This window comes from Aeromicrobium sp. 10G20-16, assembly GCF_055809665.1.
Window position 1 is genome coordinate 729,943 of the sequence record NZ_CM147919.1, and the last position, 22,615, is coordinate 752,557.

A 22,615-nucleotide genomic window follows, 5' to 3' on the forward strand; every position below is an offset into this window, starting at 1 on the left:
TCCGAGCGTGCCCAGCGACGACGATGCCACCGACGCCCGAGTCGCGTTCCATCGGCGGATCGACCAGACGATCCACGAGTTCGTCGACTCCACCGCTGCCCAGCTCGTCCCCCTCGGCCCCGACGTGCGCGAGTTCGTCGAGGCCTCCCGCGAGTTCGTGCTCGGCGGCAAGCGACTCCGCGCCGGGTTCTGTCGTGCGGGGTGGCTCGTGGCCGGCGGCGACGCGGGCGACCCTGCCGTGGTGCGCGCGGCCACCGCGATCGAGCTGCTGCAGGGAAGCGCACTGGTGCACGACGACCTGATGGACGGGTCCGACACCCGACGCGGCCGCCCCAGCGTGCACCGCGACTTCGAGGCCCGTCACACCGCGGACCACCGGGTCGGCGACGCCGGCTGGTTCGGTCGGTCGACGGCGGTCCTGATGGGCGACCTGCTGCTGTCCTGGGCGACCGAGATGCTGGTCGACGCCGTGCTCGACCTCGAGACGGCGGCCGCACGACGAGCCATCGACCTGTTCGACCGCTGCAAGACCGAGGTCACCGCCGGTCAGTTCCTCGACGTCACCGCGCAGACGCGCCCCGAGGTGAGCGTCGCCGACGCCATGGTGGTGGTCCGCTACAAGTCGGCCAAGTACACCGTGGAGCGCCCGCTGCAGATCGGGGCCGCCATGGCCGGTGCCGACGACCACCTGCTCGCGCGGCTGAGCGACGTCGCGCTCCCCCTCGGCGAGGCCTTCCAGCTGCGCGACGACGTGCTGGGCGTCTTCGGCGATCCCGGCGCCACCGGCAAGCCCGCGGGTGACGACGTCCGCGAGGGCAAGCGCACTGTCCTGGTCGCCCGCGCGCTGGAGCTGGCCGACGCGGCGGGTCGGGCGACGATCGTCGAGCACCTCGGCACCGACCACGTCGACGCGGTGCGCGACGTCATCCACGACAGCGGCGCGCTCGACGCGGTCGAGTCCGACATCGCACGCCTCGAGACCGAGGTGGACGCGGCCATCGAGGCGCTCGCGGTCGAGGTTCCGGGCGCGGCCGACGTGCTCGGGCCCCTCGCCCTCAGCGCAACGCGTCGAGATCGATGAACGACGGCGCGTCGAGCACCACGACGGCGAGGGCGCGCGCCTGCGTCGACGCGTCGCGCAGCAGCTCGAGCACGGTCTGGGCGAGCTGGGGATCGGACTCCTCGAGCCGGCGGTAGCCGCTCCACAGCACCAGCAACGGCGCAGCGGCGAGGTCGCCGAGCACGTCCCACAGGGCGTCGAGGTTGCGTCCGAACCACGACGGCAGGTTCCACGCCTCGGCGATGTGGTCGTAGAGCCCGGCGACGTCGTGCACGTCGGCGGTGTCGAGCTGACGCACCAGCCAGCCCGCTGATCGCGCGTCGTGGGCGATGTCGGCCGTCGTGCCTCCCCGCCACTCGAACAGGCCCGGGTCGACCGCTCCGACGAGAAGGTCGTGCAGGGTCGGTGTCACGAGGCACCCCCGGGCCCGCGGATCCTGCGGAACGACGCGTAGTGGTCGTCCGTGTAGTACAGCTCGCCGTCTCGACCCTCGACCAGCCGGCGCGCCCCTCGGTCGCTCGAACCGGGGGTCGGGACCGTGTACTCGCGCCAGTATCCACGCTCGCGCGACGGCAGGAGTCGTTCGCGGTTCTCGAACACCACGCCGTCGCGGTCGTACGGGAACGGCCCGCCGGCGTCGATGAGCGCGATGGTCTCGCGCGCCTGGACCGGCAGGGAGCGCTCGGCCGAGCTCGGCGGCGTCGTCAGCGGCGGCGACACCGGCCGATCGGTCGCCGAGGAGGGCGCACTCGGTGTCTGGGGAGCACCGCTCGGAGTCGTGTCGGGTTCGACCGCCACGAACCACACGATGGCCACGGCCACCAGCAGCACGAGCATGCCCACACGACGCATGGCACCATCGTGGCGCATCCCGCGGTCCCGGACCCGATCGACCAGCCATCAGCAGGGCTCGCTTCGGCACGCCGACATCGCCAATCAGGCCTGAGTCCCTAGAATCAACGAGGTACGGGACGATTCGAATCGATCGGCCGAGGAGGGCGGACGTGACGGTGCAGAGCGACGACGCCCTCGTGGGACGCGTCCTCGACGACCGCTACACCATCGGTGAACGCATCGCTCGCGGCGGCATGGCCAGCGTCTTCCGAGCCACCGATGAACGGCTCGACCGCGAGGTCGCGGTCAAGGTCATGCACCACGCCCTCGGCGACGACCAGCAGTTCACCGATCGCTTCGTCCGCGAGGCCAAGTCGGCCGCCAAGCTCAACCACCGCAACGTGGTCTCGGTGTTCGACCAGGGCAAGGACGGCGACGTCGCCTACCTGGTCATGGAGTACGTGCCGGGACGCACGCTGCGCGACCTCATGCGCGACGAGGCACCGATGCCTCCGGCGCGGGCGCTCGCGCTGATCGAACAGGTGCTGATCGCCCTGTCGGCCGCCCACGCAGCCAAGATCATCCACCGCGACGTCAAGCCCGAGAACGTGCTGATCACCCCCGACGGCGACGTCAAGGTCGCCGACTTCGGGCTGGCCCGTGCCGTCAGCGCCGCCACCACCGCCACCGGCGGCACCCTCATCGGCACCGTCTCCTACCTCGCGCCGGAGATCGTCCTGCACGAGGGTGCTGACGCGCGATCGGACGTCTACGCGGTCGGCGCCATGCTCTACGAGATGCTCACGGGCACCAAGCCGCACGTCGGCGACTCCCCCATCCAGGTCGCCTACAAGCACGTCCACGAGGACGTCCCGGCGCCGTCGGCCGTGGTCGACGGCATCCCGCCCTACGTCGACGCGCTGGTCGCCCGCGCCACCGTCCGCGATCGCGACCAGCGCTCCACCGACGCCCGCGTCATGCTGCAGCAGGTGCGGTCGGTGCGCCGTGCCGTCGAGGCAGGCGTCACCTCCGACGACGACCTGACCGCCGACCTGCTGCCCCGCCCCGGCGCGCCGGCCGGCCTCGCCACCAACGACGCCGCGGCTGATCCCGACGACGGGGTCAGTGACGACGGGGTCAGCGACGACACCGTCGCGGTGGCCGTCGCTGCCGGATCCAGCGCTGCCGCTCCCGAGCACACCGTGCAGTGGGGTGGCGGCCCGGTGCCGCCGACCGCCACGACGCCGGCCACGGCGTCCGGCTCGTCGGGCCTGCATCCTCCGGTCAGCCCTGAGGACTACCGGCAGATGCGAGCCGAGGGGCCGCCGCGACGCCGCGGCCGCCGCCTGCTCATCGGCGCACTCGTCGCCGCCGTGCTGGCCGGGCTGCTCGGCTGGTACATCGCCGACGGCCGGTACACCACCACGCCGGTGCTCGTCGGCAGCCAGGAGTCCGTGGCCAAGTCCGACGCCGCGGCGGCCGGCTTCACCTTCAAGGTCAGCGAACGACGGTTCTCCGAGAAGTTCCCCGCCGGTGTGGTGATCTCGACCGACCCGTCGCCCGGCGACAAGATCCTGCCCGACGCGACCATCAACGCCGTCGTGTCCAAGGGCAAGGACCGCGTGACCCTCCCCAAGGACATCAAGGGCCTGACCGTCGAGGAGCTGACGGCCAAGCTCAAGGCCGTCGACCTGGTGCTCGGCGACGAGACCGGCAAGTTCGACGAGAAGGTTGAGGAAGGGCTAGTGATCGGCGCCGTCAGCATCAAGGCCGACCAGCAGCTCAAGCGCGGTACTCGCGTGGACGTCTACGTGAGCAAGGGCCGCAAGCCCATCGCGATCAGCGACTTCTCGGGGCGTCCGATCGACGACGGCACCGCCGCCGCCGAGAAGACCGGGCTCAAGGCCGTCGTCAAGGAGTCGTTCAGCGACGACGTCGACAAGGGCATCATCATCAGCCAGAGCCCCGACGGCGGCACCCTGTACAAGGGCGACACCATCACCTTCGTGGTCTCCAAGGGCCCCGACCTGGTGGCCGTCCCCAACGTCGTCGGCAGGACCCGGAAGGACGCGGTCTCGATCCTCGAGAAGGCCGGCTTCGACGTCACGTCCTTCCCGGGCAACTTCACGGTCAACCGGCAGAGTCCGGCCGCCGGCGAGAAGGTCAAGCGCGGCTCGCGCGTCGGCATCAGTCCCTTCTAGCCGGGCGGCGCCGGCCGCTGGTGCTTCAATGCTGCATGGGCTCCTCGTACCCCGCTCCCCGCATCGCGCCCGGGAGCCGCGGCGACATCGGACTGATCAACCACCTGATCTGCCTCGTGGCGGGTCGCGTCGTCGGAGGGCCGCCGCCACACGTGTTCTCGACGCTCGCGCGCCAACGGCGGCTGTTCCGCGGCTGGCTGTTCTTCAGCGGCCGGCTCATGCCGCGCGGCATCCTGCCCCGCCAGGACACCGAGCTGGTGATCCTGCACGTCGCGACGCGGCGACACTGCGACTACGAGCGCAACCACACGAGCGCATCGGACGCCGTGTCGGCCTCACGCCTGAGCAGATCGAGCACGCCGGCGACGTTCGGTGGGACGGCTGGACCGATCGACAGCGGATCCTGCTGGCCGTCGCCGACCAGGTCCTGGACGAACGCGTGGTGGACGACACCACGTGGGCGGACGTGTCGGCGGTGCTGGACGAGCCGGAGTGCATCGAGCTGCTCATGCTCATCGGCCAGTACGACTCGCTGGCCAGCACGCTGATGAGTCTGCGGGTGCAGCCCGAGTCGTAGTGCTGCTCAGTCGCGGCTGGCGAGCATCTCGGCGACGAGGAACGCCAGCTCCAGCGACTGCGCCCGGTTCAGGCGCGGGTCGCACAACGTCTCGTACCGGTGCTTGAGGTCCTCGGCCGACACCTTCATGCCCCCGCCGAGGCACTCGGTGACGTCGTCGCCGGTCAGCTCGACGTGCAGGCCGCCCGGCCAGGTGCCGAGCGCACGGTGCACCTCGAAGAATCCGCGCACCTCGTCGATGACGTCGTCGAACTCGCGGGTCTTGTAGCCGGTGCTGGCCTCGAAGGTGTTGCCGTGCATCGGGTCGCAGATCCACGCGACCTCCAGTCCGGCGGCGGTGACCTTCTCGATCAGCGGCGGCAGACCGTCGCGGATCTTGCCGGCTCCGAAGCGGGTGATGAACGAGACCTTGCCCGGGGTGCGCTCGGGGTTGAGCTTCTCGTACAGGGCGATCGCGTCGTCGGCGGTGCTGGTGGGGCCGAGCTTGACGCCGATCGGGTTCGCGATGTGGCTGAGCAGCTCGACGTGCGCACCGTCGAGCTGGCGGGTGCGCTCGCCGATCCACACGAAGTGGCCCGACACGTCGTACGGCAGCGACGTGCGCTGGTCGATGCGGGTCATCGCCTGTTCGTACTCCAGGATTAGCGCTTCGTGCGAGGAGTAGAAGTCGACGGTGTGGAACTCGTCGGGGTCGACGCCAATCGCGTCCATGAACGCGAGTGCACGGTCGATCTCGGCGCCGATGCGCTCGTAGCGCTCCTTGACCGGGCTGTTCTTGACGAAGTCGGTGTTCCACGCGTGCATCTGCCGCAGGTCGGCGTAGCCGCCGGTGGTGAAGGCGCGGGCGAGGTTCAGCGTGGCGGCCGACGCGTTGTAGACGTCGACGAGGCGCTGCGGGTCGTGTGCGCGCGCTTCTGCGGTGAACTCGAAGCCGTTGACGGCGTCGCCGCGGTAGGCGGGCAGCGTGAGCCCGTCGCGGGTCTCGTCGTTGCTCGAGCGCGGCTTGGCGTACTGACCCGCGAGGCGCCCCACCTTGACGACGGGAACGCTGGCGGCGTAGGTGAGCACGACGGCCATGGACAGCAGCACCCGCAGCTTGTTGCGGACGTTCTCGGCGGTGACGCCCTCGAAGGTCTCCGCGCAGTCGCCACCCTGCAGCAGGAACGCCTCGCCCCGGGCGACGTCGGCCAGCCGGTCGCGCAGCTGGTCGCACTCGCCGGCGAAGACCAGCGGCGGCATGCGGCGCAGGGTGTCGACGGCGGCGTCACGAGCCGCCACGTCGGCGTAGGTGGGCTGCTGCGCAGCCCCGATCGCCCGCAGCTCGTCCAGGGAAGGAATACTCACTCGCCCCACAATACGCGGGCGGTTGCCCGAGCCACGACGCAACCATGGGCCGAGCGCAGCGAGGCAAGGCGCCCGGACGAAGTCCGACACCGGCGAGGAACGAGCCGGGGTGCAGCGACGAAGGAGCTGCGCGCCTCACCAGCCCAGCGTCCCGGGCGCCCCCTTGAACGGGCCGGTGACGCGCGAGGTGATCCAGCCGCCGTAGAAGTCGCCCTCCTGCGCCTGGACGGTCTCGCCGTCGATGCTGCAGGCGTCGACCTTGCCGGGGTAGATGGCGACGTGGTCGAGCAGATCGGCGTAGCGGGCATGGGGGACGCGGTACGTCCAGGCGCCCGCCGGGATCGTGCGATCGCCCGACACGACGTCGAAGTACGACGCGGCGCCCTTCCACTCGCAGAAGGTGGTGCCGTCGATGGGGCGCAGCACTCCGTCGGCGAAAGACCCGATCGGCAGGTAGTACGTGGGCGGGTGGCTGGTCTCGCAGATGCGGTACGAGCTGCGTGTCTCGGCGATCACCCGCCCACCGAGCTCGACCACCAGGTGCTCGTCGCTCGGCTGGATCGACGGCGGGCGCGGGTAGTCCCACACGTTCTCGACGGGTCGGGTGGTCATGATTCGACGCTATCGGACGCTCGGTCGCCAGGCGCGAGGAACGAGCGCCGTGAGCGCAGCGAGGCGACCCGCCACCACGGGCTTGGGCGAGCACATTGCCTCACGACGCCTCGCGTCCGGGCGGCTACGCCGCATCCCGCTCACGCTTCGCTGGCGCGGGTTCACGCTCGCTCGCAGAGCGAGCTCGGTTCACCCGAACAGCACTTCGGCTTCTTCGTAGAGCTCGGGTCGGACGACCTTGAGCTCGTCGGTTCCCTCCGACAACGGCACCCGGACGATGTCGGTGCCGCGCAGCGCCATCATGGTGCCGAAGTCGCCGTCGTGGACGGCCGCGATGGCGTGCAGGCCGAACCGGGTGGCCAGCCACCGGTCGAACGCCGTCGGCGACCCGCCGCGCTGCACGTGGCCGAGCACGACCGCGCGAGCCTCCTTGCCGGTGCGCTGCTCGATCTCGGACGCGAGCCGGTCGCCGATGCCGCCGAGCCGCACGTGCCCGAAGGCGTCCTTCTCACCGCTGACCAACGACATGCCGCCGCCTTCGGCCGGCACGGCTCCCTCGGACACGACGATGATCGGCGAGTAGTGGGTGGCGAAGCGACTCTCGACCTGGGCGCAGACCTTCTCGATGTCGAACGGCCGCTCGGGGATCAAGATGATGTTCGCTCCCCCGGCCAGCCCGCTGTGCAGGGCGATCCACCCGGCGTGCCGCCCCATCACCTCGACGACGAGGACCCGGTGGTGGGACTCCGCGGTGGTGTGCAGGCGATCGATGGCCTCCGTCGCGATGTTCACCGCCGTGTCGAACCCGAAGGTGAAGTCGGTGCCGGACAGGTCGTTGTCGATCGTCTTGGGCACCCCGACGACGTTGACGCCGAGCTGGGCGAGCTTCGTGGCCACGCCGAGCGTGTCCTCGCCACCGATGGCGATCAGCGCGTCGCAGCCGTGGCTGGCCAGGTTGTCCTTGATGCGCTCGACGCCGTTCTCGAGGGCGAACGGGTTGGTGCGCGACGACCCCAGGATCGTGCCGCCCCGCGGCAGGATGCCGCGCACGGCCGCCACGTCGAGCGTCATGGTGTCGTCCTCGAGCGGACCACGCCAGCCGTCGCGGAACCCGACGAACTCGTCGTCGAACTCCTTGGCGCCCTTGCGGACCACACCCCGGATGACCGCGTTGAGGCCGGGGCAGTCGCCTCCGCCGGTCAGGACACCGATCTTCATGCGTTGCTCCTTCGTGCTCAGGCGTTTCGCTCGCTGCGCGTGACGTGCGTCACTCCCCATCTCACCACGCCTCGCGTCCGGGCGGCTCCGCCGCGTCCCGACTCACGCTCCGCTGGCGCGACCCGAGGTTCGCTCGCAGAGCGAGCTCACTCGGGTCGAATCTCGTCCCAGACCTCGTCGGACTCGAGACGGGCCGCGGCCTTGGCGGCCTCGCGCTCCAGCTCGCGGTCACGCTTCTTGGAGTCCTGTGCGTACAGGTCGATGTACTCCTGTCCCGACAGGCGCATGATCTCGTACATGATCTCGTCGGTGATGGCGCGCAGGATGTAGCGGTCGCCCTCCATGCCCTCGTAGCGGCTGAAGTCCAACGGCTTGCCGAACCGCACGCCGGGGCGGGCGAACCTGCCGAAGACCTTGCCCGGGGGCGCCACCACGTCGGTGCCGATGACGGCCAGCGGGATGACCGGCACACCGGCCTCGAGCGCCAGCCGCGCCACACCGGTGCGGCCGCGGTACAGCTTGCCGTCATGCGATCGGGTGCCCTCGGGGTAGATGCCGCAGACCTCGCCCTCGGACAGCAGGCGCAGCTGGGTCTTGATGGCACCGGCGGCCGCCGACCCGCTGGTGCGGTCGATCGGCACCTGTCCCGCACCCGAGAAGAACGTCTTCTGCAGCCACCCCTTGAGGCCCGCACCCTCGAAGTACTCGGCCTTGGCCACGAAGGTGACACGCCGCGGGATGACCAGCGGCATGAACAGCCAGTCGCTGTACGACAGGTGGTTGCTGGCCAGGATCACAGCGCCCTCACGGGGGACGTTCTCGGTGCCCTCGGCCCACGGCCTGAAGATCAGCTTGAGCAACGGACCCAGCGCCAGGAACTTCAAGAACCAATAGAACACGGAGGCGACACTACTCCGAACCCCTGCCGTGGGTGATCATGGACACATGAACTCCTCACCCATCCCGGTCAAGGCCGGCGCCGAGCCCTTCTCCGCCGATGGCGGCCCCGTCGGAGTCCTGCTGAGCCACGGTTTCACCGGTTCACCGGCCTCGATGGTGCCCTGGGGACGCGACCTCGCCGAGCGCGGCCACACGGTGCGGGTGCCACGCCTGCCCGGGCACGGAACCACGTGGAAGGACATGAACACCACCCGGTGGTCGGACTGGTACGGCGAGCTCGACACGGCCCTCACCGAGCTGCGGACGCGCTGCGACACGGTCGCGGTCGGCGGACTGTCGATGGGTGGCTGCCTCGCCCTGAAGCTGGCCCAGGACCGGCCCGCCGACGTCGACTCGTTGGTGCTGGTCAACCCCGCGATCAACCTGCGCCGCTTCGACGTCAAGCTGGTGCCCGTGCTGCAGCACCTGCTGCCGTCGATGCCCGGGATCGGCAACGACATCAAGAAGCCGGGTGTGGACGAGATCGGGTACGACAAGACGCCGCTCAAGGCTCTCGCCTCCCAGCTGCAGATGTGGAAGCAGGTCCGGGCCGACCTGCCCCGGGTCACCGCGCCGCTGCTGCTGTTCCGCTCCGACGAGGACCACCTCGTCGACGACTCCTCGAAGCAGCTGATCCTCGACGGCGTCTCGTCCGAGATCACCGAGTTCATCGCCCTGGCCGACAGCTATCACGTCGCCACCATCGACAACGATGCACCGACGATCTTCGAGCAGAGCGCTTCGTTCATCGCGGCGCACCCCCGCGGAGGCGCCAGTGGGTGAGCGCGACGAGTTCGACAAGATCGTCGAGCACCTGGACCTGGATCTGGACTTCCTCGACGACGACGAGCTGACGCAGCCGGAGTCGGCTCCTGAGGCTGAGCCACCGGTTCGGTCTGCGGAGTCGCAGGCACGCAGCCCCGACATCGACGAGCAGTGGTACCGCCGTGTCGACCACGGGCCGCACCGTCCGTGGCGTCGCAACATCACCCTGGCCTGGATCGGCATCCTGGGCGCGCCGGGGGTCCTCGTGCTGTTCACGCTCGTCGGGTACGTCGCACCGCGGTCGATCGTGCTCGCGATGTCGATGGTGTTCGTCGCGTCCGCGGTGTACCTGATCTCGCAGCTGCCGGAGCGACACGGCGACGACGACACCGACGACGGCGCCGTCCTGTCGCTGCGCCGCCCTCAGTCCAGCGCCACGCCGGCAGCGACGAGGGACTCGCGCAGGGACACCACGCTGGGCGCCTCCGCGTCGATCATCTCGGCTGCCTCCAGGTGGGCTCGCGCATCGTCGAGACGGTCGAGGCGCACCGCGAGCTCGGCCAGGTAGACCAGGGCCGACAGGCGGTGCTGCGGTGCCGCTGCCACACCGTGGCGCTCGAACGCCGACGGTCGCGGAGGAAGTGCGGCCACGGGTGCAACGGGTTCGGGCTCCGGTTCCGGCACGAACTCGGGCTCAGGCTCGGGCTCGGGCTCGGGCTCCGGTTCCGGCACGAACTCGGGCTCGGGCGCGGGCGGCGGATCGACCACGACGTGGATGGTCTGGACGGCCTGCGCCGCCTCGGTCTCGGCGTTGCTGTCCTTGACCACACGAATGCGATTGCCACCCACGTCGACGAGGCTGAAGCCCAAGAAGGCCTCGGTGCTGGTCCGTGACCTCGGGCGCATGAGCCGCGGGATCCCGTGCACCGGCACGGTGCCGTAGAGCCTGCCGAGGCCTTCGGACCAGGCGGCGAGCACCGCCACGGGGTCGGCCACGATCACCAGGCACGATCCGTGGGAGGTGGTCGGCTCGAAGTCGCGCACCTCGAAGTAGTGCAGCTCGATGCCGTCCGGGGACCGCAAGGCCAGGTAGGGATGCAGTCCGTCCTGGCGATAGCTGATCTCGAAGCCGATCGCCGTGCCGAACTCGGCGGCCTGGTCGACCGAGCCGCACGGGAGCAGGGGGACGGTGCGGGGCGCGCTCATGACGTGCGGCGCCTCCGGGCGGCAGCACGTGCGGCCGACGGCTTGGCCGCCGCGCGCACGGTGGAACGAGGAACCGTGCGGGTCGCCTTGCGCACCCGCGCACGGGCGCCGGGCTGTCCTGGGCGGCGACGGCGGGCAGCCAACCTGGCCATGTCGGCGGCACCGATCATGCCGGCCTCCGGTCCCAGGTGCGCGCGCGTGATGCGGGCCTCGTTGCGGAATCCTCGGCCGGTGAGCGTCCGCGCGAACGCTGCACGGGCCGGCGCGATCAGCAGCTCGCCGGCATCGCTGACGCCCCCGCCGATGACGAAGATCCCCGGGTCGAGCGCTGCGGCGAGATTGGCGATGCCGACCCCGAGCCAGTCCCCCACCTCGGCGATCCACTCGATGCACTCGGCGTCGCCGGCGTTGGCCGCCTCGGTGACCTGCCAGCCCGCGATGCGGTCGCGCTCGCCGGCCTCCTGCAGGAACTTCTGGCCCAGCGGAGTGCCGTCATCTGCGGCTGCGAGAGCGCGCCGGCTCAGGACCCTCCCACTCGCGTACTGCTCCCAGCAGCCGGAGTTGCCGCACTCGCAGTCGCGTCCGCCCGGGACCACCTGCATGTGGCCGAACTCGCCCGCGATGCCGAACTGACCGCGGTAGGGCTGGCCGTCGAGCACGATGGCCCCGCCGATGCCGGTGCCCAGCGTGATCAGCACCAGGTCGGACTGGTTCTGGGCCGCACCGAACCGGTACTCGGCCCAGCCGGCGCAGTTGGCGTCGTTGTCGACCAGCACCGGCAACCCGGTGCGTCGTGCGGCGGCGTCGCGCAGCGGCTCGTGGCGCCACGCCAGGTGCGGCGAGAACACCACGGTGGACTGGCTGGCGTCGACGAACCCGGCCGCCCCGATGCCGATGGAGCGGATGTGGTGATCGCGCACGAACTCCTCGGTGACCGAGGCGATGGCGTCGAGCACGTCGGCCGCGCTGCTGGTCGGGGTCTCGCGCCGCAGTCGCGCCACCACGTGACCGTCCTCGTCCACCACGCCGGCGGCGATCTTGGTCCCGCCGATGTCGATGCCGATCGAGAGCTTGTCGGCCATGTCAGCTGACCCCCGCCCTGGACAGGTCGGCCGCACCGAGGATCCCGGCCGAGTTGCCGAGCGTGGCGAGGCGCAGCTCGGCCTGCGGCCGATGCGCCCGAGCCGACAGATGGGTCTCGAAGGCGGCGGTGGCCGACGCGAGGACCAGGTCGCCCGCGGCGGCGACCCCTCCACCGATGGCGATGACCGCAGGGTCGAGGATCGCGGTCAGGCTCGCGATGCCCTCACCGGCCCACTGACCCAGATCGGCCAGCAACCGGATCGACAGCGGGTCACCCTCGCGGGCCAACCTGGTGATCGCCGGCCCCGTCAGCCCCTCGGGCTCGTGTGCGAGGGCTGCGAGCGCCGCAGCGTCGGCGTCGTCGGCGCGGACCCGTGCGTGGGCCTCTCGCACCAGGGCAGATCCGCTGGCGTACTGCTCGAAGCAGCCGTGCTGCCCGCATCCGCACAGCAGACCGTCGGGCACCAGACGCAGGTGGCCGATCTCGGCGGCCACACCGAACGCGCCACGAAACAGCGCACCGCGGTGGATGACTCCGCCGCCGACACCGGTGCCCAGCGTCACCAAAAGCAGGTCGTCGACGTCCTCGCCGGCGCCGAAGCGGAACTCTCCCCAGGCGGCCGCGTTGGCATCGTTCTCGACGACCACCGGGAGCCCGACGATGTCACCGACCCTCGCCGCGAGCGGCTCGTCGGCCCAGTCGATGTTGGGCGCGAACCGCACCGTCGCGCGATCGGCGTCGACGAATCCGGCGGCACCGATGCCGATGCTGATCGCCGAGTGCTCACCGGTGAGACGCTCGACCAGGCCCGCGACGGCGGCGGGGATCTTGTCGGCATCGGCCGGTGTGGGTTCGGACGCCGACGCGAGCACGGTGCCGTCCGCGGCGACCAGTCCGGCGGCGATCTTGGTGCCACCAAGGTCGACGCCGATGGCGGGCTGATCGGCGCTCACGGGGTCTCGTCCTGCGTCGGGGTGCGCGTGGCTGCCTCGACGAGGTCCTTGAGCGCCGCGACCATCGAGCTCGCCGAGGCGGTCACTCCGGCGATCGCCTCGGGGTTGTCACGCACGAAGTCCGCGACCCGGCACACCGGGCACCAGCCGGTCGAGCAGGTGTGCGTGTCCCCCGCCTGGACGGCCTCATCGGTCTGATCGGCCGAGCGCGCCTGGGCCGATCCGAGCGCGCGAAGCAGCTTCAGCGCCTCCTCGCCCACCGAACCGACATCGGGTTCGGTCATGCGGCCCCGCTCCGGGTCTCGACCTGCTTCTTGAGCCCCTTGAGGGCCGTGTCGATGATGACCTTCTCGGCCTTGCGCTTGAGCATGCCGAGCAACGGGATCGAGATGTCGACCGCCAGCTGGTAGGTGACGCGGGTCGAGCCGTCCGCTGCCGGATCGAGCACGTACGCGCCGTCCATCGAGGTGAGCATCGAGCCGGACTCGGCCAACGACCACGACACCGCCGAGTCGCCGTCCCACGTGTACACGAGGTCGTACTCGTCGCGGATCGGGGCGGCGTCGAGCATGAAGTGCACCTGGTCGGCGCGGTCACCGGTGGTGGAGACCACGTCGGCGACTCGCACGCCCGTGGCCCAGTCCGGATACGACCCGAAGTCGGCGATGACGGCCATGATGTCGGCCGGTGACGCGTCGATGACGATGTCGCTGGCAGTGCGCGCCATCACCCCTCCTTCGAAGAACTGTCGATCCGATCCGCTGCTCGCCCATGCTAGTGCGTGGCCGACCACCACGACGCAGCCCGTCGCCGCCTGCGGACTCGACCGTCGCGGACGAGTACCCTGCCGTACGTGACGCAGCCCCGGTTTCCCGATCCCGGCAATCTGACCCTCGACGTCCTCGACCGCCTGCGCGACCACCGCGATGACGTCGCGCTCGCCCGCCGCGTCGACGACACCTGGCACGACGTGACGCTCGGACGGTTCCACGCCGAGGTCGTGTCGGTGGCGCGCACGCTCATGGCGACCGGCGTCGAGGCCGGCGACCGGGTCGCCCTGCTGTCCAAGACCCGCTACGAGTGGACCGTGGTCGACTACGCCATCTGGTGGATCGGCGCCGTGACCGTGCCGGTGTACGAGACCTCGTCCGTCGCGCAGATCGAGTGGATCCTCGCGGACTCCGGTGCCGTGGCAGCGGTCGTCGAGACCACCGAGCACCACGCCCGGGTCGAGCAGGCGCGCTCCGACGCGCCCTCCCTGCGGCAGGTGTGGACCCTCGATGCCGGCGGTTGGGACGAGCTGATGTCGACCGGCTCGCAGGTCGGCGACGACGAGGTCGAGGCGCGCCGGAGCACCGTCACGTCGCAGCACCTCGCCACCGTCATCTACACGTCGGGAACCACGGGGCGCCCCAAGGGATGCCGCCTGACGCACGCCAACCTGCGGGCCGAGATCGGCGGCGCCCTCGAACGCCTCCCCGACCTGTTCGGACGTCCCGACGCCTCCACCCTGCTGTTCCTGCCGCTCGCCCACGTGTTCGCGCGGATCATCCAGGTGGGCGCCATCCGCAGTGGCGTCCGCCTCGGCCACACGGCCGACGTCAAGGACCTGTTGCTGCACCTGGGCGAGTTCCAGCCCACCTTCGTCCTCGCGGTCCCCCGCGTCTTCGAGAAGGTGTTCAACGCGGCGAGCGGCAAGGCCTGGGCCGATGGTCGCGGCAAGGTGTTCGACCAGGCCGTGGCCGCGGCGATCGCCTACAGCAAGGCCATCGACTCCGGCGGTCCCGGTCTCGTGCTGCGCGGCCGGCACGCCCTCTTCGACCGGCTCGTCTACGCCAGGCTGCGCAAGGCGCTCGGCGGCAAGGCCCAGTGGGCGGTGTCCGGCGGTGCGCCAGCTCGGCGATCGACTGGCCCACTTCTATCGCGGCATCGGCCTGACCGTGCTCGAGGGCTACGGGTTGACCGAGACCTGCGCAGCACTGTGCGTGAACACGCCGGAGGCCCAGCGCATCGGCAGCGTCGGGCAGCCCTTCCCGCTCACGGAGGTGCGGGTGGCCGCCGACGGCGAGCTGCAGTTCCGTGGTCCGCAGGTCTTCGACGGCTACTGGGCCAACGACGACGCGACCGCCGAGGTGCTCGACTCCGAGGGCTGGTTCTCGACCGGCGACCTCGGCGAGGTCGATCCCGAGGGGTTCGTGCGGGTGACCGGTCGCAAGAAGGAGATCATCGTCACCGCCGGCGGCAAGAACGTCGCTCCCGCGGTGCTGGAGGATCGCGTCCGCGCCCACCCGGTGGTGAGTCAGTGCTTGGTCGTGGGCGACGGCAAGCCCTTCGTCGCGGCGCTGGTCACGATCGACACCGAGGCCTGGACCGGTGACCTGGACGACCCGGCGCTGCGCCAGCAGGTGCAGCAGGCCGTGGACGACGCCAACACCCAGGTGTCCCAGGCCGAGTCGATTCGGTCGTTCCGGATCCTGTCCGAGGACTGGACCGAGGAGAACGGGTACCTGACGCCCTCGTTCAAGGTGAAGCGCCAGGCCGTGCTGCGCGACCTTCACGACACGGTCGAGGCACTCTTCGTCAGGTAGGCGCGCCACTGCGTCGTCACCTGGGCGATGCTCAGCCCGAAGACCTGCTGACTGGCCTGATCGGCCGAGGTGCCGTCGAGCACGGCCCGGTAGAAGGCGATGACGTCGGCGTCCCCGAACTCGGCTCCGAGCATCCGGAACGCCATCCAGGCCGACTCGTACACGGCTCCGAGCCCGTCGGCCGACTCGCCGAAGTCGGCTGCGGACGGCAACGTGGTCGGGACGTCGCCCGCGGTCACCCGCGCCAGGATCTGGCCCGCGCTGACCTTCAGCGACGCGGTGTCGTCGTGCAGCGCCACGTAGTCGGCGAACCCCTCGACCACCCAGGTGTCGGCCCGCGTGCCCACCGCTGCCGTCAGCACGTGGGTGGCCTCGTGCGTCATGACGATCTGGCTGGCTCGCGCGTCCATGGTGTCGAAGACGCCGGGGTTGAGGACCACCACCGGGCCGGCGAGATCGCCGTTGCGACCGTCGAAGGTGGTCGAGACCGCAGCGATCTGGCGGGCCGCCTCGGCCGGCTGGCCCAGCAGCGCGCCGGCGATCTCGGTCGAGGGCGCGGACACCACGACGAGTCGACCGGTGGTCCCCGGAACCAGCGCCGCGACCTGCCGTCGTGCCACCACTGCCATCTGCTCGACGTCGAGGCCCGCATCGCCTCCGTCGACCCGCACGACCTCGACGTCGTCCCCACGATCGATCGTGACGGCGCCGACCAGCCACACCGGCACCTTCCCGACGTCACGACCGACCGCCACGATGTCGAAGGTGCCGCCTGCGCGGGGACGCAGACGCACCGACACGGTGCCGGTGGGGTCCCCCTCGCCGGGCCAGGCGATCTCGACCGTGGCGAGCGTGTCGCCGTCGGGGAACTCGGCCGAGTCGCCACCTGAGCGGTACCGGGAAGCTCACCTGCTCGGCGCCCAGGGCGGACCGGGCCGCCCAGGTTCGCGCCGCGAAGGCGGCGGCCGCCGGACCGGAACCGGAAGCGCGGGCGAAGTCCTGCTCCGTCGTGGCCCGTGACAGGTCGGCGAACTGTTCGGTCAGGACCGCGCCGGCATCGGCAGGCACGGCGACACGAGCGGACGTGTCGGTGCCGTCCCACGGTTGCTGCCACAGCAGCAGCGCTGCGCCGAGGACGGCGAGCACCGCCACGGCCGCCAGGTTCGGCGACACCCGCAGGCGACCGCCGGCGGACACCGGTTCGTCAGCCGACGCGGCCGGCGACCGAGAAGCCGCCGAGACCGGTGATCTCCACGGTCTTGCCGGGTCGCGGCGCGTGCACGACCCGGCCGTTGCCGAGGTACATGCCGATGTGGGACATGCTGCCGTAGGCGACGAGGTCGCCGGGCTGCAGCTGGCTCATGGGGATGCGGCGGGTGGCGGCCATCTGGGGGCCGACCACGCGGGGCAGCGAGACGCCGGCAGCCGCCCACGCCTTCATGATCAGGCCCGAGCAGTCCCACCCGTTGGGGCCGGTGCCGCCGTAGACGTAGGGGTCTCCCAGCTGTGCGAGGGCGAAGCCGATGGCGGCCTTGGCGCGACCGGAGGCGGGGATCTCGAAGTCGACCTTGATGTCGCTGGTGTTGAAGGCAGCCTGCTGTGCGGCGGTGAGGCGCGCGAGCTCGGCCTTGGCCTGCTGGTACTTGGCCTTGATCTTCGCCTGCTTCTTGGCGGCGTCCTTCTTGTCGGACTTCAGCGAGGCGCGTCGATCGTCGAGCTGCTTGCGCCGGTTCTCCAGCTGGGCGCTCGTCTTGGCGAAGGCGTCGAGAGCGTCGGCACGCGACGCGTTCAGGGCCTGCACGGCTCCGAGTCCGTTGATGAAGGCCTCCGGATCACCGCTGCCGAGAAGGCTGGCGGTGGTGCCGAGCGGGGAGTCCATCTGCTGCTGCACGATCGTGGAACCCAGCGCTTCTCGCTGCTGGTCGTAGATGGCCGTCTGTCGGGAGATCTCTGCCGACAGGTCGTCGATCTGCTTGGAGGTCTTGGAGATGTTGACGCCGATCGCGTTGACCTGCTCGTTCATCGCCTCGGCCTCGTGGAACGCGGCCTCGACGTCGGCAACGGTGACCTTGGGCTCGGCCTGTGCGACGGGCAACGTGATGAAGGCGGCACCCAGAGCGAGTGCGAGAACAGGGACCGCGCGGCGGGCCATGGTGCTCATCAGCCCGGTGGTCGTGTCAGGTCGTGCAGAGGTGGATCGCGTCAGACGCACGCAGCTTGCTCCTCGTCCTTGACGTCTGCCGGGTGAGCTGACGGATTCGGGTCAAGGTCTGCCCGTCGCGCGTTCAGAACGCGCGATTCACCCCACGTGCTTGGTTCCCCGGCTCGCCTCAGATGTCTTCCCCACAGCTGACGCGATTCGACGGTGCGGCCGCCGCCACCTGGTCGGTGACGAGTGCCGGACGCACGACGGCCACTGTACGTCGGGCCCATGCAACGGGCAACTTCCCTCGCTGTCAGGCGTGTCACCCGGCGAGCGTGCCCGGATCGGGTGACACGGAGCGGACCAGGCGCAGCGGTGGAACGACACCTGCCTCGGCGAGCACGTCGAGGGCGGCCCGTTCGTCGGCGTCGATGTCCACTCCAGCGGGCGGCGCGCCGAGCAGCACGGTGACGAGGCAGTCGCCGCAGGCCGAGGGGCCCCGGACGATGCAGCTGTCGCAGTCGACGTGGACGGAGTCAGCGTGGACGGAAGCGCTCCCCGGGGATTCGCCCTGCGTGGGATCGAACATCTGGCGCACCTTCTTCGGTTCGTGGTCGTGCGGACTGCTTCGCACGCTAGGGACCCCCTCTGACAGAAATCGAGATCACATCCGTCACACCCGTCACAGTCGGCTCGTCGCCCGGACTGTCCGACCCGATGCCTACCGTCGCCAGCGTGACGACGAACCACCCCGCCTTCCACCAGCCGGCCCTCGACGAGCTCGGGCGCTCCCTGCACGACACCAGCTTCTGCGTGGTCGATCTCGAGACCACGGGCGGATCACCCGCTCGCGGGTCACGGATCACCGAGATCGGTGCGGTCCTCGTGCGCGGCGGCGAGGTGATCGGTGAGTTCCAGACCCTCGTCAACCCCGACGAGTCCATCCCGGCCTTCATCACCGTCCTCACCGGCATCACCAACCAGATGGTCGTCGAGGCGCCGCGCATCGCCTCGGTCCTTCCGAGCTTCCTGGAGTTCGCCCGCGGTGCGGTGCTCGTGGCGCACAACGCCCCGTTCGACGTCGGCTTCCTCAAGCACGCGGCCCACGACCTGCAGCTGGAGTGGCCGCGCTTCGACGTGCTCGACACCGCCGTCATCGCGCGCCACGCACTCACGCGCGACGAGGTGCCCAACGTCAAGCTGTCCACCCTGGCGGCTCGCTTCGGCGCCACCACCTCGCCCAACCACCGCGCGCTCGCCGACGCCCGCGCCACCGTCGACGTGCTGCACGCGCTGTTCGAACGCCTCGGCTCGCTCGGAGTCACCACGGTCGAGGAGGCGGCATCCTTCACGTCGAAGGTCAGCCCCGAGCAACGGCGCAAGCGCCACCTGGCCGACCACCTGCCGGACCAGCCGGGCGTGTACCTGTTCCGCGATCTACGCGACGAGGTCCTGTACGTCGGCACCTCTCGACACCTGCGCACCCGGGTCCGGTCGTACTTCACCCGCTCCGAGACGCGCACGCGCATGGGTGAGATGGTGGCTCTGGCCCAACGCGTCGAGGCGGTCGTCTGCGCCACCGCGCTCGAGGCCCAGGTGCGCGAGCTGCGCCTCATCGCCCGACACCGGCCGCCCTACAACCGCCGATCGAAGTTCCCCGAGAGGGTCAGCTGGATCAAGCTCACCAACGAGCCGTGGCCACGACTGTCGGTCGTCCGTCAGGTGCTCGACGACGACGCCGACTACGTCGGGCCGTTCCGGCACCGCGCCGGCGCCGACGCCGCACTGGCGGCACTGCACGACACGTTCCGCATCCGCCAGTGCACGCCTCGCCTGGCGCGGCGTCCCCGCGGAACGGCGTGCGCGCTCGCCGAGATGGGGCACTGTCTCTCTCCGTGCGACGGCTCGACCGACCACGACACCTACGCCGCCGAGGTCGACCGCGTCCGACGAGCCCTCGTCGGCGATCCCGACGAGCTGGTCGAGGCCGTCGGCACCCGCATGGCCGACCTCGCGGGCGCCGAACGGTACGAGGACGCCGCCCGGTGGCGTGACCGGCTGACCGGGTTCCTGCGCGGCGCCGTCCGCACCCAGCGCCTCCGCGAGCTCACGGTCGTCCCCGAGCTGGTCGCCGCCGCCCCCCACCCCGACGGGTGGGAGATCCACGCCTTCCGGCACGGGCGCCTGGCGGCCGCCGGCGTCATGCCCCGGGGCACGCACCCGGCCGGCTGGGTCGACGCGCTGCTGGCCACGGCGGAGACCGTCGACCCCGGATTCGGGCCGACGCCGGCAGCCACCCACGAGGAGACCGAGCTGCTTCGACGGTGGCTGCTCAAACCAGGGGTCCGGCTGGTGCGCGGAGCCTGGCTGGCCTCGCTCGCCGGCAGCGAGAAGTACCTCGAGCCCTACGTCGTCGCGGAGTCGGCCCGCCGCGATCTGCTCCCTGCACACCGGTCGTGAACCGCGGCTAGGGTGTGGCCATGATCACCGCGATCGTCTTCATCCAGGCCGAAGTCGCCCAGCTCTCCGAGACCGCAGCCGCGATCGCCGACATCGACGGCGTCAGCGAGGTCTACTCCGTCACCGGAGATCTCGACCTCGTCGCCATGGTGCGCGTCACCGAGATCGACGGCGTGGCCGCCGTCGTCGCCGACCAGATCAACCGGGTCACGGGCGTGCTCTCCACCCAGACCCAGATCGCCTACCGCGCCTACAGCAGGCACGACCTCGAGGACGCCTTCAGCATCGGACTGTGACGCGGCCAGTCAGGCGCGGGCGGCCTGGGTCGCCGCGGCCCACCGCTGCAGGGTCTTCGCGGCGGCGCCGGAGTCGATCGACTCGGTCGCTCGCTGCAGACCGGCCGCCAACCGATCGGTCAGTGTGCCGTCGCCGGCCTCGAAGGCGGCGATCGCGGCGGCGGCGTTGAGCAGCACCGCGTCGCGCACCGCACCCGCCTCGCCGCCGACCACCCGTTCGAAGACGTCGGCGTTGTGGGCCGGGTCGCCGCCCAGCAGGGCGTCGGGCCCGGCCGGAGCGATGCCGAGGTCGGTCGGGTCCAGCACCGTGTGCTCGACCTCCCCCGCGGAGACCACCCACACCTGGGAGGTCGTGGTGGTCGTGCAGCTCGTCGAGCCCGTCGTCGCCCCGGAACACGAACGCGTCGGCGCCGCGGTCGGCGAGCACGCCGGCCATCAGCGGCGCCATCGACGCGTCGAAGCAGCCGATGGCCGACGCCTGCGGCTGAGCGGGGTTGGTGAGGGGGCCGAGGAAGTTGAAGAAGGTGGCGATGCCCATCTCGCCGCGGGTGGGGCCCGCGTGGCGCATCGATCCGTGGAACAGGGGCGCGAAGCAGAACGTGATCGCCGCGTCGCGGTACACGTCCAGGACGCGATCGGCCGGCACGTCCAGCGCGATGCCCAGGTGCTCGAACACGTCGGCGGTGCCGCTGGCGCTCGACGCCGCCCGATTGCCGTGCTTGACCACCCCGACGCCCGCGCCGGCGGTGACGACGGCGGCCATCGAGGAGATGTTGACCGTCTTGGCCCGGTCTCCCCCGGTGCCGACGATGTCGACCGCTCGCCCGTCGAGACTCAGCCGGTGCGCCCGGCCGAGCATCGCGTCGACCAGGCCCTGCAGCTCAGCCTGCGTCTCGCCCTTGGACCGCAGGGCGACGGCGAACCCGGCGATCTGGGCCGAGGTGGCCTCGCCGGCCAGGATCGTGTCCATGGCCCACTGGGTCGTGGACGTGTCCAGGTCCTCGCGCTGCACCAGCGCGGTCAGGACGTCGGGCCACGTGTGGTTCACCGTGTGCACCTGATCGACCCGCATCTGATCGACACAGCCGAGATCAGGTGGACGCGAGCACGCCGCGAGCGAGGTCGATGACGACCTCGGCCAGTCGCAACGGCTCGATGGGGTGCGACAGCGCGGCCTCGGCGCGCGACCAGGTCGCGAGCCACGCGTCCTGCGGTCGACCGGTCAGGACCAGCACCGGCGGAGCCTGGTAGATCTCGTCCTTGACCTGCCGGGCGATGCCCATGCCACCGGCCGGCACCGCCTCGCCGTCGAGGATCGCCAGGTCGATGCGCTCGCCGGCACGCGTGGCGTCCAGGTGCTGCCAGACCACCGGCTCGGTCGCGCACTCGACGAACTCGAACGCCGGCAGGTCCGGGTGGGGATGCGTGCCGAGTGCTGCAATGACGGCCGCACGGACGTCTCGGTCGTCGCTGTAGATCAGGACACGCAGGGGCTGGTGGGCAGTCACGGATCGATCGTACATAATGAACGCGTGGCGACTACTTCTACGATCCCCGCGTCCCGGCTGCACGGCACCGAGGGACGCCCGTCGATGGTCACGGTGGGCACCATCGTGTGGCTGTCCAGCGAGCTGATGTTCTTCGCGGGTCTGTTCGCCGCGTACTTCACGATTCGCAACATCTCGCCCGACCTGTGGGCGCTCGAGACCGCGAAGCTCAACGTCCCGTTCGCCTTCGCCAACACCACGATCCTCGTGCTGTCCTCGGTCACCTGCCAGTACGGCGTGTTCGCCGCCGAGCGCGGCAAGCCCGGACGCAGTGGCTCGCTGCTGCAGATCGGCAAGTGGGGCATGCGCGAGTGGTTCGTCCTCACCTACGTCATGGGCGCCATCTTCATCGGCGGCCAGGCGTTCGAGTACGCCGAGCTCGTCCGCGAGAACGTCACGATCCCCAGCTCGCCGTACGGCAGCCTGTTCTATCTCGCCACCGGGTTCCACGGCCTGCACGTCATCGGCGGGCTCATCGCCTTCCTGCTGGTGATCGGCCGAACGTTCGTCGCGCGCAAGTTCACCCACGAACAGGCCATCAGCGCCATCGTGGTCTCGTACTACTGGCACTTCGTCGACATCGTCTGGGTCGGACTGTTCGCCACGATCTACCTGATCAAGTGAGCGCGTTCACCACCGCCGAAATAAGGGTCACCTAACCCCTCGCGGCGGCGTTTCCCCGGGTACGCTTGGGGTCACCTTCTGATGTCACTTCAGGCTGGTTCACAAATCAGGAATGGGGTTCTGGTGCGGAAACTCTCGACCAGGCGCCGGCATCCACTTGCCGG

At 70.6% G+C, this 22,615-nt stretch carries 25 protein-coding genes, 2 pseudogenes and 1 riboswitch; of the genes and pseudogenes, 9 read left to right on the top strand and 18 right to left on the bottom strand.

Going from position 1 to position 22,615, the window contains the following annotated elements; genetic code table 11:
* Positions 1–7 precede the first annotated feature (7 nt).
* A complete protein-coding gene (locus AC0L5F_RS03605; RefSeq protein ID WP_473315248.1) occupies positions 8–1,081 on the top strand; it encodes a polyprenyl synthetase family protein in 1,074 nt (357 codons plus the stop codon).
* Here AC0L5F_RS03605 and AC0L5F_RS03610 read toward each other — a convergent pair.
* Entirely contained in the window at positions 1,056–1,472 is a 417-nt protein-coding gene (locus AC0L5F_RS03610; RefSeq protein WP_473315249.1) for a barstar family protein, read from the bottom strand. The genes AC0L5F_RS03605 and AC0L5F_RS03610 overlap by 26 nt on opposite strands.
* Positions 1,469–1,912, bottom strand: coding sequence for a guanyl-specific ribonuclease (locus tag AC0L5F_RS03615; protein WP_473315250.1), 444 nt, complete (start codon positions 1,910–1,912; stop codon positions 1,469–1,471). Before AC0L5F_RS03615 ends, AC0L5F_RS03610 begins: the two co-directional genes overlap by 4 nt.
* Positions 1,913–2,064: 152 nt before the next feature.
* On the opposite strand from AC0L5F_RS03615, the gene pknB reads away from it, so the two are divergent.
* Positions 2,065–4,095 carry a Stk1 family PASTA domain-containing Ser/Thr kinase gene (gene pknB, locus AC0L5F_RS03620; RefSeq protein ID WP_473315251.1) on the top strand — a complete coding sequence of 677 codons (2,031 nt, stop codon included), beginning with the start codon at positions 2,065–2,067 and terminating at the stop codon, positions 4,093–4,095.
* 442 nt (positions 4,096–4,537) lie between these two features.
* Positions 4,538–4,672, top strand: a complete 135-nt coding sequence (locus tag AC0L5F_RS03625) for a hypothetical protein (protein WP_473315252.1) — start codon at positions 4,538–4,540, stop codon at positions 4,670–4,672.
* A 6-nt stretch (positions 4,673–4,678) separates the two neighbouring features.
* Here the strand turns inward: AC0L5F_RS03625 and AC0L5F_RS03630 are convergent, their stop codons facing one another.
* The 4 genes from AC0L5F_RS03630 to AC0L5F_RS03645 all read right to left on the bottom strand — a co-directional run bounded on the left by AC0L5F_RS03630 (position 4,679) and on the right by AC0L5F_RS03645 (position 8,745).
* Positions 4,679–6,016, bottom strand: a complete 1,338-nt coding sequence (locus tag AC0L5F_RS03630; RefSeq protein WP_473315253.1) for a class II 3-deoxy-7-phosphoheptulonate synthase — start codon at positions 6,014–6,016, stop codon at positions 4,679–4,681.
* A gap of 135 nt (positions 6,017–6,151) precedes the next feature.
* Complete coding sequence (locus tag AC0L5F_RS03635; RefSeq protein WP_473315254.1) at positions 6,152–6,628, bottom strand: DUF427 domain-containing protein; 477 nt, start codon at positions 6,626–6,628, stop codon at positions 6,152–6,154.
* A gap of 189 nt (positions 6,629–6,817) precedes the next feature.
* Entirely contained in the window at positions 6,818–7,846 is a 1,029-nt protein-coding gene (locus tag AC0L5F_RS03640; RefSeq protein ID WP_473315255.1) for a 6-phosphofructokinase, read from the bottom strand.
* Positions 7,847–7,992: 146 nt separating this feature from the next.
* Positions 7,993–8,745, bottom strand: a complete 753-nt coding sequence (locus AC0L5F_RS03645) for a lysophospholipid acyltransferase family protein (protein WP_473315256.1) — start codon at positions 8,743–8,745, stop codon at positions 7,993–7,995.
* A gap of 46 nt (positions 8,746–8,791) precedes the next feature.
* Here AC0L5F_RS03645 and AC0L5F_RS03650 point away from each other — a divergent pair, with 46 nt between their 5' ends.
* Positions 8,792–9,568: an alpha/beta hydrolase gene (locus AC0L5F_RS03650; RefSeq protein WP_473315257.1), complete on the top strand. Its 777-nt coding sequence runs from the start codon at positions 8,792–8,794 to the stop codon at positions 9,566–9,568.
* 405 nt (positions 9,569–9,973) lie between these two features.
* On the opposite strand, the gene AC0L5F_RS03655 is transcribed toward AC0L5F_RS03650, so the two are convergent.
* From AC0L5F_RS03655 to AC0L5F_RS03675, 5 genes are read right to left on the bottom strand one after another with little or no spacing between them, the layout of a single operon-like run.
* Entirely contained in the window at positions 9,974–10,756 is a 783-nt protein-coding gene (locus AC0L5F_RS03655) for a VOC family protein (RefSeq protein ID WP_473315258.1), read from the bottom strand.
* Entirely contained in the window at positions 10,753–11,838 is a 1,086-nt protein-coding gene (locus AC0L5F_RS03660; protein ID WP_473315259.1) for an ROK family glucokinase, read from the bottom strand. Before AC0L5F_RS03660 ends, AC0L5F_RS03655 begins: the two co-directional genes overlap by 4 nt.
* Before the next feature lies 1 nt (position 11,839).
* Positions 11,840–12,793, bottom strand: a complete 954-nt coding sequence (locus tag AC0L5F_RS03665) for an ROK family glucokinase (protein WP_473315260.1) — start codon at positions 12,791–12,793, stop codon at positions 11,840–11,842.
* On the bottom strand, positions 12,790–13,077 hold the full coding sequence (locus AC0L5F_RS03670) for a hypothetical protein (RefSeq protein ID WP_473315261.1): 288 nt from the start codon (positions 13,075–13,077) through the stop codon (positions 12,790–12,792). The genes AC0L5F_RS03665 and AC0L5F_RS03670 overlap by 4 nt, the downstream gene beginning before the upstream one ends.
* A complete protein-coding gene (locus tag AC0L5F_RS03675; RefSeq protein ID WP_473315262.1) occupies positions 13,074–13,520 on the bottom strand; it encodes an SRPBCC family protein in 447 nt (148 codons plus the stop codon). The genes AC0L5F_RS03670 and AC0L5F_RS03675 overlap by 4 nt, the downstream gene beginning before the upstream one ends.
* Positions 13,521–13,763: 243 nt before the next feature.
* Between AC0L5F_RS03675 and AC0L5F_RS03680 the strand changes: the two are divergent.
* Positions 13,764–14,624, top strand: a pseudogene (locus AC0L5F_RS03680) (AMP-binding protein); the annotation flags it as partial.
* Between the two features lie 109 nt (positions 14,625–14,733).
* Positions 14,734–15,381 (top strand): AMP-binding protein, encoded by a 648-nt coding sequence (locus AC0L5F_RS03685; RefSeq protein ID WP_473315263.1) that lies wholly within the window; start codon positions 14,734–14,736, stop codon positions 15,379–15,381.
* Here the strand turns inward: AC0L5F_RS03685 and AC0L5F_RS03690 are convergent.
* From AC0L5F_RS03690 to AC0L5F_RS03705, 4 genes are all read right to left on the bottom strand, one after another.
* The gene (locus AC0L5F_RS03690) at positions 15,348–16,175 is read right to left on the bottom strand and encodes a hypothetical protein (RefSeq protein ID WP_473315264.1); all 828 of its coding nucleotides are present in this window, start codon (positions 16,173–16,175) and stop codon (positions 15,348–15,350) included. The two genes, AC0L5F_RS03685 and AC0L5F_RS03690, sit on opposite strands and share 34 nt — an antisense overlap.
* Complete coding sequence (locus tag AC0L5F_RS03695; protein WP_473315266.1) at positions 16,120–16,578, bottom strand: hypothetical protein; 459 nt, start codon at positions 16,576–16,578, stop codon at positions 16,120–16,122. The genes AC0L5F_RS03690 and AC0L5F_RS03695 overlap by 56 nt, the downstream gene beginning before the upstream one ends.
* A gap of 7 nt (positions 16,579–16,585) precedes the next feature.
* Positions 16,586–17,542, bottom strand: coding sequence for a C40 family peptidase (locus tag AC0L5F_RS03700; RefSeq protein ID WP_473315268.1), 957 nt, complete (start codon positions 17,540–17,542; stop codon positions 16,586–16,588).
* 66 nt (positions 17,543–17,608) lie between these two features.
* A riboswitch (cyclic di-AMP (ydaO/yuaA leader) is annotated at positions 17,609–17,746 on the bottom strand.
* A 100-nt stretch (positions 17,747–17,846) separates the two neighbouring features.
* Positions 17,847–18,113, bottom strand: coding sequence for a hypothetical protein (locus tag AC0L5F_RS03705; protein WP_473315269.1), 267 nt, complete (start codon positions 18,111–18,113; stop codon positions 17,847–17,849).
* A gap of 146 nt (positions 18,114–18,259) precedes the next feature.
* Here AC0L5F_RS03705 and AC0L5F_RS03710 point away from each other — a divergent pair, with 146 nt between their 5' ends.
* Positions 18,260–19,984 (top strand): DEDD exonuclease domain-containing protein, encoded by a 1,725-nt coding sequence (locus AC0L5F_RS03710; RefSeq protein WP_473315270.1) that lies wholly within the window; start codon positions 18,260–18,262, stop codon positions 19,982–19,984.
* 20 nt (positions 19,985–20,004) lie between these two features.
* Positions 20,005–20,280 (top strand): Lrp/AsnC family transcriptional regulator, encoded by a 276-nt coding sequence (locus AC0L5F_RS03715; protein ID WP_473315271.1) that lies wholly within the window; start codon positions 20,005–20,007, stop codon positions 20,278–20,280.
* A 9-nt stretch (positions 20,281–20,289) separates the two neighbouring features.
* Here the strand turns inward: AC0L5F_RS03715 and AC0L5F_RS03720 are convergent, their stop codons facing one another.
* The 3 genes and pseudogenes from AC0L5F_RS03720 to AC0L5F_RS03730 form a co-directional block, all read right to left on the bottom strand.
* Positions 20,290–20,622, bottom strand: a complete 333-nt coding sequence (locus AC0L5F_RS03720) for a hypothetical protein (protein ID WP_473315272.1) — start codon at positions 20,620–20,622, stop codon at positions 20,290–20,292.
* Between the two features lie 73 nt (positions 20,623–20,695).
* A pseudogene (gene trpD / locus AC0L5F_RS03725) lies at positions 20,696–21,352 on the bottom strand (anthranilate phosphoribosyltransferase); the annotation flags it as partial.
* Positions 21,353–21,371: 19 nt separating this feature from the next.
* Positions 21,372–21,788 (bottom strand): response regulator, encoded by a 417-nt coding sequence (locus AC0L5F_RS03730; protein WP_473315274.1) that lies wholly within the window; start codon positions 21,786–21,788, stop codon positions 21,372–21,374.
* 24 nt (positions 21,789–21,812) lie between these two features.
* Here AC0L5F_RS03730 and ctaE point away from each other — a divergent pair, with 24 nt between their 5' ends.
* Complete coding sequence (ctaE, locus tag AC0L5F_RS03735; RefSeq protein WP_473315275.1) at positions 21,813–22,451, top strand: aa3-type cytochrome oxidase subunit III; 639 nt, start codon at positions 21,813–21,815, stop codon at positions 22,449–22,451.
* The last annotated feature ends 164 nt before the right edge of the window (positions 22,452–22,615 follow it).

Coding starts and splice junctions, on each gene's coding strand:
- AC0L5F_RS03615 (WP_473315250.1), bottom strand. CDS start 1,912: ATGCGTCGTGTGGGCATGCTCGTGCTGCTGGTGGCCGTGGCCATCGTG.
- AC0L5F_RS03635 (WP_473315254.1), bottom strand. CDS start 6,628: ATGACCACCCGACCCGTCGAGAACGTGTGGGACTACCCGCGCCCGCCG.
- AC0L5F_RS03640 (WP_473315255.1), bottom strand. CDS start 7,846: ATGAAGATCGGTGTCCTGACCGGCGGAGGCGACTGCCCCGGCCTCAAC.
- AC0L5F_RS03650 (WP_473315257.1), top strand. CDS start 8,792: ATGAACTCCTCACCCATCCCGGTCAAGGCCGGCGCCGAGCCCTTCTCC.
- AC0L5F_RS03655 (WP_473315258.1), bottom strand. CDS start 10,756: ATGAGCGCGCCCCGCACCGTCCCCCTGCTCCCGTGCGGCTCGGTCGAC.
- AC0L5F_RS03660 (WP_473315259.1), bottom strand. CDS start 11,838: ATGGCCGACAAGCTCTCGATCGGCATCGACATCGGCGGGACCAAGATC.
- AC0L5F_RS03670 (WP_473315261.1), bottom strand. CDS start 13,077: ATGACCGAACCCGATGTCGGTTCGGTGGGCGAGGAGGCGCTGAAGCTG.
- AC0L5F_RS03675 (WP_473315262.1), bottom strand. CDS start 13,520: ATGGCGCGCACTGCCAGCGACATCGTCATCGACGCGTCACCGGCCGAC.
- AC0L5F_RS03700 (WP_473315268.1), bottom strand. CDS start 17,542: ATGAGCACCATGGCCCGCCGCGCGGTCCCTGTTCTCGCACTCGCTCTG.
- AC0L5F_RS03705 (WP_473315269.1), bottom strand. CDS start 18,113: ATGTTCGATCCCACGCAGGGCGAATCCCCGGGGAGCGCTTCCGTCCAC.
- AC0L5F_RS03715 (WP_473315271.1), top strand. CDS start 20,005: ATGATCACCGCGATCGTCTTCATCCAGGCCGAAGTCGCCCAGCTCTCC.